15 protein-coding genes are annotated in these 15552 nt (G+C 63.2%); 5 read left to right on the top strand and 10 right to left on the bottom strand.

Features of this window, described 5'->3' with window-relative positions; genetic code table 11:
* Nucleotides 1-265: 265 nt before the first annotated feature.
* The 5 genes from typA to FNA46_RS15955 all read right to left on the bottom strand — a co-directional run bounded on the left by typA (nt 266) and on the right by FNA46_RS15955 (nt 7039).
* Nucleotides 266-2086 (bottom strand): translational GTPase TypA, encoded by a 1821-nt coding sequence (gene typA / locus FNA46_RS15935; RefSeq protein WP_143126198.1) that lies wholly within the window; start codon nt 2084-2086, stop codon nt 266-268.
* A gap of 135 nt (nt 2087-2221) precedes the next feature.
* Complete coding sequence (locus FNA46_RS15940) at nt 2222-3022, bottom strand: ABC transporter permease (protein WP_143126199.1); 801 nt, start codon at nt 3020-3022, stop codon at nt 2222-2224.
* A gap of 3 nt (nt 3023-3025) precedes the next feature.
* Nucleotides 3026-3820 (bottom strand): ABC transporter permease, encoded by a 795-nt coding sequence (locus tag FNA46_RS15945; protein WP_143126200.1) that lies wholly within the window; start codon nt 3818-3820, stop codon nt 3026-3028.
* Nucleotides 3817-4818 (bottom strand): ABC transporter ATP-binding protein, encoded by a 1002-nt coding sequence (locus FNA46_RS15950; RefSeq protein WP_143126201.1) that lies wholly within the window; start codon nt 4816-4818, stop codon nt 3817-3819. Before FNA46_RS15950 ends, FNA46_RS15945 begins: the two co-directional genes overlap by 4 nt.
* 127 nt (nt 4819-4945) lie before the next feature.
* Nucleotides 4946-7039, bottom strand: coding sequence for a M3 family metallopeptidase (locus tag FNA46_RS15955; protein ID WP_143126202.1), 2094 nt, complete (start codon nt 7037-7039; stop codon nt 4946-4948).
* A 172-nt stretch (nt 7040-7211) separates the two neighbouring features.
* On the opposite strand from FNA46_RS15955, the gene FNA46_RS15960 reads away from it, so the two are divergent.
* The 3 genes from FNA46_RS15960 to FNA46_RS15970 all read left to right on the top strand — a co-directional run bounded on the left by FNA46_RS15960 (nt 7212) and on the right by FNA46_RS15970 (nt 9418).
* Nucleotides 7212-7634 carry a hypothetical protein gene (locus FNA46_RS15960; protein ID WP_143126203.1) on the top strand — a complete coding sequence of 141 codons (423 nt, stop codon included), beginning with the start codon at nt 7212-7214 and terminating at the stop codon, nt 7632-7634.
* 102 nt (nt 7635-7736) lie between these two features.
* Complete coding sequence (locus tag FNA46_RS15965) at nt 7737-8210, top strand: MarR family winged helix-turn-helix transcriptional regulator (protein ID WP_143126204.1); 474 nt, start codon at nt 7737-7739, stop codon at nt 8208-8210.
* A 32-nt stretch (nt 8211-8242) separates the two neighbouring features.
* Nucleotides 8243-9418: a multidrug effflux MFS transporter gene (locus FNA46_RS15970; protein WP_185969879.1), complete on the top strand. Its 1176-nt coding sequence runs from the start codon at nt 8243-8245 to the stop codon at nt 9416-9418.
* A 54-nt stretch (nt 9419-9472) separates the two neighbouring features.
* Here FNA46_RS15970 and FNA46_RS15975 read toward each other — a convergent pair whose 3' ends face one another.
* A complete protein-coding gene (locus tag FNA46_RS15975; protein WP_143126205.1) occupies nt 9473-10696 on the bottom strand; it encodes an argininosuccinate synthase in 1224 nt (407 codons plus the stop codon).
* Nucleotides 10697-10764: 68 nt separating this feature from the next.
* Nucleotides 10765-10998, bottom strand: a complete 234-nt coding sequence (locus tag FNA46_RS26645) for a type II toxin-antitoxin system ParD family antitoxin (protein WP_425468768.1) — start codon at nt 10996-10998, stop codon at nt 10765-10767.
* A 234-nt stretch (nt 10999-11232) separates the two neighbouring features.
* Here FNA46_RS26645 and FNA46_RS15980 point away from each other — a divergent pair, with 234 nt between their 5' ends.
* Together FNA46_RS15980 and FNA46_RS15985 are read left to right on the top strand one after the other, a co-directional pair.
* On the top strand, nt 11233-12093 hold the full coding sequence (locus tag FNA46_RS15980; protein WP_143126369.1) for an SDR family NAD(P)-dependent oxidoreductase: 861 nt from the start codon (nt 11233-11235) through the stop codon (nt 12091-12093).
* Nucleotides 12094-12151: 58 nt separating this feature from the next.
* Nucleotides 12152-12793 (top strand): LysE family translocator, encoded by a 642-nt coding sequence (locus FNA46_RS15985; RefSeq protein ID WP_143126206.1) that lies wholly within the window; start codon nt 12152-12154, stop codon nt 12791-12793.
* Nucleotides 12794-12817: 24 nt separating this feature from the next.
* On the opposite strand, the gene tenA is transcribed toward FNA46_RS15985, so the two are convergent.
* The 3 genes from tenA to FNA46_RS16000 all read right to left on the bottom strand — a co-directional run bounded on the left by tenA (nt 12818) and on the right by FNA46_RS16000 (nt 15467).
* The gene (gene tenA, locus FNA46_RS15990) at nt 12818-13501 is read right to left on the bottom strand and encodes a thiaminase II (RefSeq protein ID WP_143126207.1); all 684 of its coding nucleotides are present in this window, start codon (nt 13499-13501) and stop codon (nt 12818-12820) included.
* Nucleotides 13485-14726 carry a dual-specificity RNA methyltransferase RlmN gene (gene rlmN, locus FNA46_RS15995; RefSeq protein ID WP_185969880.1) on the bottom strand — a complete coding sequence of 414 codons (1242 nt, stop codon included), beginning with the start codon at nt 14724-14726 and terminating at the stop codon, nt 13485-13487. Before rlmN ends, tenA begins: the two co-directional genes overlap by 17 nt.
* A gap of 237 nt (nt 14727-14963) precedes the next feature.
* Complete coding sequence (locus FNA46_RS16000) at nt 14964-15467, bottom strand: invasion associated locus B family protein (RefSeq protein ID WP_143126208.1); 504 nt, start codon at nt 15465-15467, stop codon at nt 14964-14966.
* Nucleotides 15468-15552 lie beyond the last annotated feature (85 nt).

Here is a 15552-nt window from a genome sequence, read left to right on the forward strand (position 1 = left end):
GGTGAACCTCAGACACCGCGGCTGCATCCAGCGGTTCTGCCCGCCGCACCTCGATGGACAATGTCTTCATGACAACACTCTGAACCTGTCGCCGCCCCTTCCATCATTCCGCAAAGGAACGACGGTACGGCTCACGAACGTCATGCGTGGAACCGCAACCCGAAGTTAACGCTTTTTTAATCTGACGAACAAGCCCGCCCGCAACGCGGCGCACACAAAAAAGCCCCGGATTTCTCCGGGGCTTTTTCGGTATCGATGGGCCGGATCAGGCGACGCGCGACTTTTCGAAGCGCTTGCGATCGTTCGGATCGAGATACATCTTGCGCAGGCGGATGGACTTCGGCGTGACTTCCATCAGTTCGTCGTCCTGGATCCAGGAGAGCGCGCGGTCGAGCGTCATGCGGATCGGCGGGGTCAGCTTCACCGCTTCATCCTTGCCGGCGGCGCGGATGTTGGTGAGCTGCTTGCCCTTGAGAACGTTGACTTCGAGATCGTTGTCGCGGGAGTGGATGCCGATGATCATGCCCTGATAGACCTTTTCACCCGGCTCGATGATCATCGGACCGCGATCTTCCAGGTTGAACATGGCATAGGCCACAGCCTCGCCCGAACCGTTGGACAGCAGCACGCCGTTGTTGCGGCCGGCAATCGCGCCCTTGAACGGCTGGTAGCTGTGGAACAGGCGGTTCATGATGGCGGTGCCGCGCGTGTCGGTCAAAAGTTCCGACTGGTAACCGATCAGGCCACGGGTCGGCGCCAGGAACTTCAGGCGCACGCGGTTGCCACCGGAGGGGCGCAGTTCGGTCATTTCGGCCTTGCGCTCGGACATCTTCTGCACGACGACGCCGGAATGTTCTTCATCGACGTCGATGACGACTTCCTCGATCGGCTCCATGGTCTCGCCGGTCGTCTCGTCCTTGTGCATGACGACGCGCGGACGCGACACGGCAAGCTCAAAGCCTTCGCGGCGCATGGTTTCGATGAGAACGGCAAGCTGCAGTTCGCCACGGCCGGAGACGAAGAACGAATCCTTGCCTTCGGCTTCCTCGATCTTCAGCGCGACGTTGCCTTCGGCTTCCTTGAACAGACGGTCTCGGATGACGCGGCTCGTCACCTTGTCGCCTTCGGTGCCGGCGAGCGGGCTGTCGTTGACGATGAAGGACATGGTGACCGTCGGCGGATCGATCGGCTGGGCAGTCATGGCTTCGGTGACAGAGGGGTCGCAGAAGGTATCGGCAACGGTGCCCTTGGAGAGGCCGGCGATCGCAACGATGTCACCTGCATGCGCTTCATCGATCGCCGTGCGCTCGATGCCGCGGAAGGCGAGGATCTTGGAAATACGGCCGGTTTCGATGGTCTTGCCGTCCTGGCCGAGAACCTTGACCGACTGGTTCGGCTTGATCGAACCGGAGGCGATGCGGCCGGTGATGATGCGACCGAGGAAGTTGTTGGCTTCCAGGATCGTGCCGATCATGCGGAACGGGCCTTCTTCGACCGTCGGCTCCGGCACGTGCTTGAGCACGAGATCGAGAAGCGGGGCGAGACCCTCTTCCTTCGGACCTTCCGGGCTGACATTCATCCAGCCATCGCGACCCGAACCGTAGAGGATCGGGAAATCAAGCTGCTCGTCGGTGGCATCGAGGTTGGCGAACAGGTCGAAGACCTCGTTGATCACTTCCTCATGACGGCCGTCCGGACGGTCGATCTTGTTGATCGCGACGATCGGGCGAAGGCCGACCTTCAGCGCCTTCGAGACCACGAACTTGGTCTGCGGCATCGGGCCTTCGGAGCTGTCGACCAGAACGATCGCGCCATCCACCATCGAGAGGATACGCTCGACTTCGCCGCCGAAATCGGCGTGGCCGGGGGTGTCGACGATGTTGATGCGGACACCCTTCCATTCCACCGAGGTCGCCTTGGCGAGAATGGTGATGCCGCGTTCCTTTTCGAGGTCGTTACTGTCCATCACGCGTTCTGCCACGCGCTGGTTTTCGCGGAACGAGCCGGACTGCTTCAGAAGCTCATCGACGAGGGTCGTTTTTCCATGGTCAACGTGCGCGATAATCGCGATGTTGCGAAGTGCCATCTTGGTTTCTCTGGGGCTGTGGCGCACACTGGGAGCATAACGCGCCAAATTTCGTTGGCGCGCTCATACCCTGTTTTTCGCATTTGCGAAAGGGGGAGGCTGAACGCACGGTTAAGGGCAGGGTTGCGGGCGCGATCATCCGCCCCCGCCCTGGTAGCGATGGAGGCAGAACCGCCAGAAGGCGGCAGCCACCACGACGGAAAGCGGGCCAGCCGCAAGCGCCGCCAGTTCCGCGGCGGAGGCGAGATAGGGCACGGGCCGGCCGAGCAGCACCGAAACCGGCACATAGGCCATGTAGCCGAGCGGAATGACGGAGAGCAGCGCGATCTGGAACGGGACCGCAAAGATGCTGGCCGGATAGCGCGACAGTTCCCAGAAATCGAAATAGATGCCGAACAGGTAGCGCGCCCGGCCAAGCACCATGGCGCAGGCGCCGATGATGGTGATCATCGAGGCGGTAATGAGCGCCGCGCTGATCAGCCCGCCCACGAAGAGCGCGAGCGTCGCGGGCGTCCAGACGATGGGGAGCTGCGGCAATGCCCAGGCGATCAGCCCGGCGCCGAGCGCGATGTGGCCGCCATATTCGATGTTGAAGCCGGAAAAGACGAGATAGGCCCAGGGGTTCAGCGGCCGGACCAGCAGCGTGTCGAACTCGCCGCCCAGCACGATCTCTTCCATGCGCCTCAGCTGCACCAGCGTGAAGCAGGCGCCGAGCGCATAGCCCAGCGTGTGGAAGCCGAGAAGCAGCGCCATCTGCGGCCAGGTCCAGCCGCCGATGTTCTCGAAGCGGGTGAGGATCAGCCAGATCTGCGTGAAGACGCCGGCATAGCCAAAGGCCTGCGCCACCCAGGCAATGACCAGGCTGGCGCGGAATTCCAGCCGGGTGCGCACCCTGAGCCGGACGAGATAGAGGAGCAGCGACAGCGTTTCGCGCATCCCTCAGCCTCCCTGCACCACGACCTGACCGCAGGCCCGCGACCAGACGAAGGCGACGCAGGCGCCGAGCGCCGCCGTCCAGCCGCAACCGGCGGCGAGCGAGAGTGCCGAGGCGGCCAGATCGCGCTCGCCGAGATAGACCGCCATTGGCTGATAGGTGATCCAGGAAAAGGGCAGCGCATGCGCGACCTCGGCCAACCCTTTCGGGAAGAACCAGATCGGCACCAGCCCGCCGGAGAGCACGGCCAGCAGGCCGCGCATGAACCATTCGAGCGAATGGGCATCGAAGACCCAGAAGGAAAACAGGCCAATCAGGATACCGGTCAGCATCAGGATCGCGAGCGACACCACCACATGGCCGAGAAAGAACATTGCATGGCCAAGGCTTGCCGGCGGCTCGATGCCGTAGATGAGGCCCATGATGACGATGACCGGCAGGGAGACCAGCAGCCAGTCGAAGAGGCGCACGCCGAGTTGGTCGGCCAGCAGCATCAGCGGGTAACCGACCGGCCTCAGCAGCGAACTGCCGATCGCACCGGTGCGGATCGTCGCACCAACATCGCGCACGATCATCGTGGCATCCCAGCTCGACAGGATGGTGCCGCCGATCAGCGAATAGGTGATCATCTGCGACAGCGTGATGCCGTAGAGGGCCGGATGCGCGCCGAAGGCTGCCTGCCAGATGGAAATCCGGGCAAGAATTTCGACAAGGCTGCCGAGAATACGGAAGACATTGCGCGAGTGATGCTCGGACTCGCGGCGGAAGGCGGCGCGGATGAGGGCAAGGAAGGCGCTCATGCCGCCCTCCCCGTCTCGATCCTTCTCTGGTAATGGGTGCGGATGATCTCCTCGATGCCGGGCTCGTGCAGGCGCACGTCGCGCAGATCGGCATCGGCCTGAAGAGCCGCCAGCAGTTCAACCAGCGAGCGACCGTCATCGTTCAGCAGGAAGCTGCGGAGGTGCCCCTCGCCGCCATCCGGCTCGGCGCCCGCCAGATGCACGAAGCCGGGTTCGCGGGAAAATTCCAGCACCAGCCGCCGGCGCGCGCCAAACCGGGCGCGCAGATCAGCAACCGCTCCATCGAACAGCAGCTTGCCCTCATCCACCATGATCAGGCGCGGGCAGATCTCCTCGATATCCTGCAGATCATGCGTGGTGAGGATGATGGTGGTGCCGCGCTCGCGGTTGATGCGGGAGAGAAACTTGCGCACCACATCCTTCGCCACCACGTCGAGGCCAATGGTCGGTTCGTCGAGAAAGAGGATCTTGGGATCGTGCATGAGCGCCATGGCGATCTCGGCGCGCATGCGCTGACCAAGGCTCAGGTGCCGCACGGGCCGCTCCAGGAAGGAGGCAAGCCCCATCATCTCGGTGAGATCGGCACGATTGCGGGCGAAGACCTCGGACGGCACGCGATACATGCGCCGGTGCAGCTCGAAACTTTCCGAGAGCGGCAGCTCCCACCACAGCTGGGTGCGCTGACCGAACACCACGCCGATCTGGCGGGCATTCTCCACGCGGTTTGCCTGCGGATGACGGCCGAGCACCATCACTTTACCGGAAGACGGTGCGAGGATGCCGGTCAGCATCTTGATCATCGTCGATTTACCGGCGCCGTTCGGGCCGAGATAGCCGACCGCCTCGCCCGCCGCGATGGCAAAGGAGATGTCGTCGACCGCATTGACCGGCCGCGTGACCGGCGCAGCGAGATCGCGCAAGCTGCCCAGCAGGCCGGGCCGGCGCACCCGCTGGCGGAAGACCTTTGTGACATGCTCGGCGCTGATAATGGGGGCCATGGCGGGGTGTCCTTGAAAAGGAACTCCCCACTAGGAGAGTCGCATGAAGACTATGCGACACCCGCTCGTTTTGCCCGCGACTTCTTGTGATGGATCACATTCCGACCGGGAATGGCCCGTCACACCCTCAGCCGTCGCTGCCGGCCAGTTCCGCCATGACGGCAAGGCCCCGCTTCTTCAGCATTGCCTCCGGATCCGGCAGCTTGCCGCGGAAGGCAAGATAGGCCTCTTCGGGATCGATGGCGCCGCCGACCGAGTAGATATTGTTCTTCAGCTTGCGCGCCATGACCGGATCGAAGGGATTGCCGCTCTCCTCGAAGGCTGCGAAGGCATCGGCATCCAGCACTTCCGACCACATGTAGGAATAGTAGCCGGCCGAGTAGCCGTCGCCGGAGAAGACGTGCTGGAAATGCGGTGTGGCGTGGCGCATGACGATGGAGGACGGCATGCCGATTTCCTCCAGCACCTCGGCCTGCACCGCCATCGGATCCTCCACCGGGCCACGGGTGTGGAAAGCCATGTCGACCAGCGCCGAGGAGGTGAACTCCACCGTGTTGAAGCCGGCATTGAAGGTGTGGGCCGCGAGAACCTTGTCGAGCAGCGCCTTCGGCATCGGCTCGCCGGTCTTTTCATGCACGGCATAGCGGGTCAGGATGTCCGGCACCGTCAGCCAGTGTTCGTAAAGCTGGGAGGGCAGCTCAACGAAATCGCGCGACACGCCCGTGCCGGAGACGGAAGGATAGGTCACATCCGACAGCATGCCGTGCAGGCCGTGGCCGAATTCGTGGAACAGCGTGCGGGCATCATCCAGTGACAGGAGCGCCGGTTTGCCTTCGGCGGGCTTTGCGAAGTTGCAGACATTGTAGATGATCGGCAGCTCGCCTTCGGCGCCGTTCTTCAGCGTCAGGCGATGCTGGCTCTGGAAGGAACTCATCCAGGCGCCGGAGCGCTTGGATGAGCGGGCAAAATAGTCGCCGAGGAACATGGCCTTCAGCGTACCATCCTGATCGCGCACCTCGAAAACCCTGACGTCAGGATGATAGGCGGGCACGCCCTTCACTTCCGTCAGCGTGACACCGAACAGGCGGTTTGCCACGTCGAAGCAGGCCTCGATGATCTTCTCCAGCTGCAGATAGGGCTTCAGCTCGGATTCAGAGAAATCGAACATCCGCTCGCGCAGCTTTTCGGCATAGTGACGCCAGTCCCAGGGCTGCACGGGACCGTTGATCCCCTCCTCCGCCATCAGGCCGGCGAGCGAGGCTTCCTCTTCGAGCGCGCGGGTGCGCGCCTTCGCCCAGACCTTCATCAGGAGGCCGTTCACATTGGCCGGCGTCTTGGCCATGGTGTCGTCCAGCTTGTAGGCGGCGAAATTGTCATAGCCGAGCAGTTGCGCCTTTTCGAAACGCAGTGCCAGCGTTTCCCGGACAATGCCGATATTGTCGGTCTCGCCGCCATTGGCGCCGCGCGTCACCCAGGCCGCAAAAGCCTGTTCGCGCAGGTCGCGGCGGCTGGAGAAGGTAAGGAAAGGCTCGATGATCGAGCGCGACAGGGTGACGGCATAGCTGCCCTCTGCCGCGCCGCGATCACGGGCGGCAGAGGCCATCGCATCGCGCAGGAAGCTCGGCAGGCCGGCAAGCTCCTCCTCGGCCGTCAGGATCAGCGACCAGTTCTTCTCGTCCGCCAGCACGTTCTGGCCGAAGCGTGCGCCAAGACCGGCCAGCGTCTCGTTGATCGTCGCCAGCCGCTCCTGCTGATCGCGGCTCAGTTTGGCGCCCGCGCGCACGAAACCCTTCCAGTGGCGTTCCAGCACCCGCGTCTGCTCCAGCGTGAGATCGAGCGCGTCGCGCTGTTCCCACAATGCATCGACGCGGGCAAACAGCGCCTCGTTCATGGCGATCTGCGAATAATGGCGCGACATCTTCGGCGCGATCTCGCGCTCCAGCGCCTGGACCACCTCGTTGGTATGGGCGCCGGCGCGGTTCCAGAACAGGGCGGAAATGCGCGACAGCTCATCGCCGGCAATCTCCAGCGCGGTGATGGTGTTGTCGAACGACGGCGCCTCGGGATTGCCGGAGATTGCAAGGATTTCAGCATCATGCAGCGAAAGCGCGGCATCGAAGGCGGCTGCGAAATCCTCATCCCGCACCTGATCGAATTGCGGAAGGCCGTTCCTGCCGCTCCAGTCCACGAGCGCCGGATTGATCTTCGAATGCACTGTCATGTCACTGTCCTCTAGAGCTGTTCTTTTCGTGTCCGCGCGATGCCGGATGATGGCACCGGCGCAAGGGTTCAACCATGGGCATACAAGAAATATTAGCTGATTATTGATAATTGACCGGTTGTACGCCTCGGTTATGTTCTGCAACCATATCCCATGAAGGTGGATACTGGCCGTGGAAATGAGTTCCCTGCACTGGTCCGGCAGCTTGCTTCATCGAGAGCATGCCCGCAATACCAGGATCGAAAAAGCCCTGTTCTCGCCAAGAGCGGAAACGCGACCCGTTTTCGAGCTGCAGGACATGCAGCGCCAGACACCGGACTTTTCCGCCATCTCTCCACGCCTTCTGCGCGAACTTGCCCTTCAGAAATATATCGCCGGCGACATCCCGCAAGACGTCTATATCGCACTCGCGCAGGAATTGCCGATGCAGGCAGTCAGTGCGTCCGGTGCGGTCGAGGATCTGTCCGACGTGACCGACGATACCGAGTTCGATTTCCGCCGCTACTTCCAGAACCAGAAGGTGCTGGCGACGACGCTGGGTGACGAGGACAAGGCCCAGACCTTCGAATCCGTCCTGGGCTTCCTGCGCACCTGAAGGACCACCTGTTTTCCACGGCAGCAAGACCGTGCAATGCGCATTGCCGCTTGCCTTGGGGACGAATAATCGTAAGGGTGCCTTATCAATCGGCACGGTAACATGCACCCCCAGACCCATCACGACAGTCTCGGCTTTCTCCTGACGGATGCCGCACGCCTGCTGCGCGGCGCCTTCGAGCGACGCATCGCCCAGGCGGGCCTCGGCGTCACGCCCGCAGAAGCCCGCACGCTTCTCAACATCCGGGCGCTTGGCGACTGCCGCCAGCTGGAGCTGGCCGCCCGCATGGGCATCGAGCCGATGACCGTTTGCACCTTTCTCGACAAGCTGCAGGGTTTGGGTCTGATCGACCGCCAGCCGGACCCCAACGATCGCCGCGCCAAACGTGTGACGCTGACGGCGGCCTGCGAACCTCTGATCGAAAGCCTGAGAGAAGAGCTGGATGCCCTTCTGCTGATGGCCACGGCAGGGATGACGCGCGCTGAAGCCGATGCGCTGAGCAGCGCGCTGGGGCAGATCAGCGCGAATCTGCAGGCCGATGCCCTGGCTCAGCCGGACCCCGCCGCATGCTCCTGAGATCCGACATGTCAGGCGGACAGCCACCCCGCATGAGCGAGGCCCGCGTGACCTTCCTCGGCGCGCTGCTGACGACGCTCGGCCCGATCTCGATGGCGATCTACACCCCTGCCATGCCGCAGCTGGTGCATGCCTTCGGCACCACCGAAGCGGCGATCAAGATGAGCCTGTCGATGTTCTTCGGCGGCTTTGCGCTGGCGCAACTGGTGGCCGGCCCGCTTTCGGATGCGCTGGGCCGCAAGGTGGCAACGCTGATCTTCATCGCCATCTACCTTGTCGGCTCCGCCATGGCGGCGCTCGCACCGACGGTTGAGGTCATCCTCGCGGCACGCCTGATCCAGGGTATCGGCGCCTCCGTCGGTGTCGTCGTGGGACGCGCCATCGTGCGTGATCTCTATGTGGGCGCCGAGGCCTCGCGGATTCTCAACACGATCGGCATCTTCCTGGCGGTCGGCCCCGCCATGGGACCGACGCTCGGCGGGCTGACATTGGCCGCGTTCGGCTGGCATGCCGTCTTCCTGCTGATGGTCGGTTTCGGCCTGCTGGCGGCAGCGAGTACGGTCTTTCTGATGCGGGAAACCATCATCCCTGATGTGCGCCGTCTGGAGCCGGCCCGGCTGATCCGCGCCTATGGCGAGGTGGCGCGAAACCGCCAGTTCCTGGCCGCCGCGATCGTACTGTCCGGCTCGATCGGGGCGCTCTACACGCAATCGACCATGCTGCCCTTCGTGCTGATCAACCGCGTCGGGCTGACGCCGACGCAATTCGGCATCGGCATGCTGATGCAGTCCGGCTTCTACCTCATGGGCTCGCTGACGCTGAAGATGGTGGCAGCCCGCATTGGCGGACAGCGTGCCGCCGAGATCGGCATCGCGCTCTGCGGCACGGGCGGCGTGATCATGGCGCTGTCGGTGGCCCTGGTGCCGCCCTTCTTCCTGTCGATCATGGGGCCGGTCGCGATCTGCACCTTCGGCCTGGCCTTCCTGACACCGCATGTGGTGACGCAGAGCCTGGCGCCCTTTGCGCATGTGGCCGGCTCCGCCTCGGCGCTGACTGGGTTCCTGCAGATGAGTTCCGGCTTTCTGGGCGGCATCGCAGCTGCCGCCATCGGCGATCCGCTGACCGCCTTCGGCACCATCATCCCCTTCATGGAACTCTCGGCCGTCGCAGGCTTCCTCTGGCTGCAACACCTCTCCCGACGGGCATGAAAAAGCCCGCTCTCCCGAAAGAGAGCGGGCCAATCACGTGGGTGGCGATCCGGCTTACTTGCCGAGATTGCGCTTGGCGAGCGTACGCAGACGCAGCGCGTTCAGCTTGATGAAGCCGGCTGCATCCTTCTGGTCATAGGCGCCCTGGTCGTCCTCGAAGGTGACCAGCTGGTCGGAATAGAGCGACTTTGCCGATTCGCGGCCGATGACCATGACATTGCCCTTGTAGAGCTTCAGCGTCACTTCGCCCTCGACATGCTCCTGGCTCTTGTCGATCAGCGCCTGCAGCATCTCGCGCTCCGGCGAGAACCAGAAGCCGTAATAGATGAGTTCCGCATAACGCGGCATCAGCTCATCCTTGAGGTGGGCAGCACCACGATCGAGCGTGATCGATTCGATCGCACGATGGGCGGCGAGCAGGATGGTGCCGCCGGGTGTCTCGTAGACGCCGCGGCTCTTCATGCCGACGAAGCGGTTTTCCACGAGATCGAGGCGGCCGATGCCATTGTCACGGCCATAATTATTCAGTTCGGCAAGCAGCGTGGCCGGGCTCATGCGCACGCCGTTGATCGACACGGCATCGCCCTTTTCGAAGCCGACCTTGATGATCGTGGCCTTGTCGGGAGCAGCTTCCGGCGAAATGGTGCGCATGTGCACGTATTCGGGAGCTTCCTTGCTCGGATCTTCCAGAACCTTGCCCTCGGAGGAGGAGTGCAGCAGGTTGGCGTCGACGGAGAACGGCGCTTCGCCCTTCTTGTCCTTGGCGACCGGGATCTGGTGCTGTTCGGCAAATGCCAGAAGGTCCGTGCGGCTCTTGAACGACCAGTCGCGCCAGGGGGCGATGATCTTGATGTCGGGGTTCAGCGCATAGGCCGACAGCTCGAAGCGGACCTGGTCGTTGCCCTTGCCGGTCGCGCCGTGCGCGATGGCATCTGCGCCGGTCTTCTTCGCGATCTCGATCAGGTGCTTGGAGATCAGCGGACGGGCGATCGAGGTGCCGAGCAGATAGACGCCTTCATAGACGGCATTGGCACGGAACATCGGGAAGACGAAATCGCGCACGAATTCCTCGCGCACATCCTCGATGAAGATCTCCTTGATGCCGAGCATCTCGGCCTTCTTGCGCGCCGGCTCGAGTTCCTCGCCCTGGCCGAGATCGGCGGTGAAGGTGACGACTTCCGCGCCAAGCTCCGTCTGGAGCCACTTCAGGATGATGGAGGTGTCGAGGCCGCCGGAATAGGCCAGCACGACTTTCTTCACGTCTTTGGGGAGTGCCATGTCGATTGCGTTCCGTCTGGAGGGCAGGTCGCAGAACCTGCCGCTTTAAGTCTGGGATCGCGGCACTTTTAGCGAGTTTGCGGCGGGGTGCAAGGGCATGCGCAAGCCCAAACCGTCACAGATGCCGGCCGATGGTCTTGCGCTGGTGAAGGATGCGGATGACCCCATGGCGCCAGACTTGACTTGATCGGCGAGCGGCGATGTCTCTCTCCGATGAAAGCATCAACGTCAAACGGGTGCGACTCTCCGGAGGCTTCGCCCGCCTTCGATGGCGGCACGAATGGCAGCAAGGCCGTCATCATGCCCGCGCAGGAGGAGCAGCGAGCGCCTCAGCCTCGCAAGCCTCATCGCCGGCCACGACCTCGCCGTCGACAAGCGCGGCAAGGTCTGCGGAAATCATCCCGGTCACCATCCTGCCCATGGCGAACGCTTCCCGACCGCACCCCGCCATGTTGACGATGTGCGGGCAGCGTCCCATATGCGCCACGACGTGTGAACATGACGCCACCGAAGGAGACATTCCAATGAGTGACCAGATGACAACCCCGCATCCGGCCCTGCAACAGGGACATGTCGCCGTGGTAACCGGCGCCGCATCCGGCATCGGGCTCGCCGCTGCCAAGGCGTTTGCCAGGATGGGTCTCTGCGTCGTGCTCGTCGATCTCGACGGCGACCAACTGGCCGAGGCAGGCCGCGCGGTGGCCGCCCTCTCTGCCGGCGGAGAGGCCGATGTGGTGGCCATCGGCACCGACGTGTCGCGGCTCGACGAACTGGAGGCGCTGGAGCGCGCCGTGATCCAGCGCTTCGGCCGCGTGCATGTGCTGATGAACAATGCCGGCATCCAGCCGGGCAGCGCGCTGTTTGGCCCACAGGTGGCCTGGGATAGCGTTCTCGCCGTCAACCTGATGGGCGTGATCCACGGCACCCGCGCCTTCGGTCCCGGCATGATCGCCCATAAGGACCCGGCGCTGATCATCAATACCGGCTCCAAGCAGGGCATCACCACGCCACCCGGCGACCCAGCCTACAATGTCGCCAAGGCGGGCGTGAAAGTGTTTACGGAAGCGCTGCAACACGAACTGCGCAACACCGAAGGCTGCAACGTGTCGGCGCATCTGCTGATCCCCGGCTTCGTCTTCACGGGGCTCACCGCCCATGGGCGCACCGAAAAGCCGGCCGGCGCCTGGACGCCCGAGGAAACGGTGGACTTCATGCTGCGGAGCCTGACGGGCGGCGATTTCTACATTCTCTGCCCCGACAACGAGGTGGACCGCAAGACCGACGAGCGGCGCATCGCATGGGCAGCCGGCGACATCATCGAAAACCGCCCGCCGCTGTCGCGCTGGGAACCGGCACACGCGGAAACGGCAAAAGCCTTCATCAGCAAGCGAGACTGATTGGCAAGCCCGGCAAGGCAGGGTAAGTCTCGGCGACCATCATTCGCCGAGGCCTTCCATGGATTTTCTGCCGAGCCTGCCCACCCTCGTGACCTTTACCGGCATGTGCCTGCTGCTGGCCATCACGCCGGGGCCGGACATGACGCTGTCAATCAGCCGGGCGCTGTCGCAGGGGAGCCGACGGGCGCTTTATGTGGTGGTGGGCACCACGATCGGCGTGATGATCCACACCATGCTGGTGGCCTTTGGCGTGTCCGCGCTGATCACCGCCTCGCCGACCGCCTTCTTCCTGCTGAAGACCGGCGGCGCCGGCTATCTGCTGTTTCTTGCCATCCAGGCGGTGCGGCAGGGTTCGAGCCTGAAGGTGGAAGCGGTCGCGGAACCGTCCGGCTCGGTCTGGGGCAATATCTCGACGGGGCTCTGGGTCAACCTCCTGAACCCCAAGGTCATCATCTTCTTCATGACCTTCCTGCCGCAATTCGTCACCGCCGGCGATCCGGCCGTCACCCACAAGCTGCTGTTCCTCGGCTTCTTCTTCATCATCGTCGGCATGCCGATCAACATCATCGTGATCTTCGCCGCCGACCGGCTGGCCCGCTGGCTGCAGGCCAATCCGAAGGTACTGCGCGGCATCGACTATACCTTTGCCGGCGTCTTTTCCGTGTTTGCCGTGAAGATCTTCATGACGCAGGCGCGCTGAGGGCACCCGACCCTAAGCATTCGCTCAGGCGAGATCGAGGCCCATCTGCCAGAAATCGGCTTCAAGCCGCGTCGCATCGCGAAAGACATTGGATAGTGCAGCCATCCGTGCTGCATCGAGCGCCGAAAGCCGTTCATCAAGCCACTGCAGCTCGGAGGCGACGAGCGCCTGATATTCGTCGCCGGCATACATGGCGATCCAGTCGGCGTAAGGATTGCCCTCCAGCACCGTGAAGGGCTGCTGCAGAATCCAACGTGCGATCTCGCCATAGCCGATGATGCAGGGCGCGAGCGCCACATGCAGGTCGACCAGGTCACCACTCATGCCGGCGTCCAGCACATAGCGGGTATAGGCGAGCGTGGCGCGGGATTCCGACAGGTCTTCAAGCGCCGCCTCGTCGATGCCCCACTGCGCGCAATAGCCCACATGCAGGCCAAGCTCCACCTCGACGATCGCCTTCAGGCTGTCGAGCCCCTGCCGGATCTCGGCAAGCGTGCGGCTCTTGTAGACGGCAAGACCCCAGACGCGGGCGAACTGGATGAGAAACAGGTAATCCTGCCTGAGATAGTGCCGGAAGGCCGCCTCCGGCAGCGTGCCTTCAGCCAGTTCCCGCACGAAGCGGTGCTGCGTATAGGCCTGCCAGTCCGTCGCATTGGCCTCGATCAGACGCGCGAAGGCACCGGACATCGGCTCAGTCGTCCTCGCCATGGCCGGCGATCATCATGGCTTCGAAGGCCAGACGCTCGGTCTTGCGCATGCGCTCGGATTCCGATTTCAGCTGGCCGCAGGCGGCGAGAATGTCGCGGCCACGCGGCGTGCGGATCGGCGAGGCATAGCCAGCCTGGTTGATGAAATCGGCGAACTTCTCGATCGTCGCCCAGTCCGAGCACTGGTAATTGGTGCCCGGCCAGGGGTTGAAGGGAATGAGGTTGATCTTGGCCGGCACGCCCTTCAGGAGCTTCACCAGTTCCTTGGCGTCTTCCAGGCTGTCGTTGACATCCTTCAGCATCACATATTCGAAGGTGATACGGCGGGCATTCGACAGGCCCGGATAGTTGCGGCAGGCCTCGATCAGCTCCTTCAGCGGATATTTCTTGTTGATCGGCACCAGCATGTCGCGCAGTTCGTCGCGCACCGCATGCAGCGAGATCGCCAGCATCACGCCGATCTCGTCGCCGGTGCGATAGATCTCCGGCACCACGCCGGAGGTGGAGAGCGTGACGCGACGCTTGGAGAGCGACAGGCCGTCGCCATCGGTGGCGATCAGCAGGGCGTCCTTCACATGGTCGAAATTGTAGAGCGGCTCGCCCATGCCCATCATCACGATGTTCGTCACCTTGCGCTCGCCGGTCGGCACGAAGGCGCCGGGCGGCGTATCGGTGCCCGGAAAATCGCCGAGGCGATCCCGCGCCAGAAGCAGCTGCGAGAGGATTTCTTCCGCCGTCAGGTTGCGCACCAGCCGCTGGGTGCCGGTATGGCAGAAGGAACAGGTGAGCGAACAGCCGACCTGGCTGGAAATGCACAGCGTTCCGCGGCCTTCTTCGGGAATGTAGACGGTTTCCACCTCGACAGGACGGCCGGCACCGCGCGGCGGAAAGCGCAACAGCCACTTGCGGGTGCCATCGTTGGAGACCTGCTCTTCCACCACTTCCGGGCGGGAAATGGTGAAATGCTGCTTCAGCATCTCGCGCATGTCCTTGGCCACATTGGTCATGGCGTCGAAATCGGACACGCCGCGGATGTAGAGCCAGTGCCAGAGCTGGCTGACACGCATGCGCACCTGCTTTTCCGGCACGCCCTTCTCGACCAGCGCCTTGCCCATCTGCTCGCGGGTGAGACCGATCAGGGAGGGCTTGCCGGACATCAGGTCCGGGCGGGGCACCAGCGGCTGCTTGACGGCAAGACCGGGTACGATGGCATCGGTAACGGACATGTTCGTTTTCCACTCGACGGCTGCGCGTCACGGCGCGTCGCGCCGAAGGCAGTCCGGACTGTCTGGTGTGAAATGCATCGGGCGGCCTGTTGCCCATGGCATGCCATGGCGGAGTTCGACCGCAGTTGCGGCGCCCTTTAGCATCAAATGGCGCGCCCGTCATCAGCAAACGGAAAAAGGCCGGTCATGCCGCCGGCCTTCCTTCGATTCTGGCAGGGTGAGGCCGCGTTGGCGGCCTTACTTGCAGGTTTCGATCTGCTTCAGCGCCTGCGAGAGGCCCGAGAGCGAATAGGAATAGCTGGTGCCGGTACCACGCACCGACGTCGCCTTCACGGTCATGGTCGAGCCGCCCTTCATGGCGGACACCAGAGCCGGTTCCTCGGCGGCGTTTTCCACCCAAGCTGCCTTGTCCTTGACGAACATGACGAAGTTCTTCTTGTCGATGGTGACGTTGACCTTCGAATCCGGCTTGAGCGGATAGCCCATCATCGCCTGCGGCTCGTAGGAAATGTTCTGGCCCGGACGCTGGGAGACGATGAAGAAGATATCTCCATGGTCCACGCTGGCCGGCTCCTTGGTGGTCGGCATGGACAGCACATAGCAGACAGTGCTGTTGCCGGACTTGTAGGAATAGGCGCCCCAGTTCTTGAACTGGCCGATGAGGTTGGGCGCCTGGGCCGAGGCGAATGCCGTGCTGGCGAGCAAAAGGGTCGACGCGATGGCGATCTGTCTTACAAACATTGTGTCCTGCCAGTTTCTCATTGAACGGCCGACCGGACGGCGCAAGCCGGGCTTGGTCGAAATCCGTTCAATTTTGACTTAATTC

The organism is Affinirhizobium straminoryzae (assembly GCF_007004135.1).
GTDB lineage: Bacteria > Pseudomonadota > Alphaproteobacteria > Rhizobiales > Rhizobiaceae > Neorhizobium > Neorhizobium straminoryzae.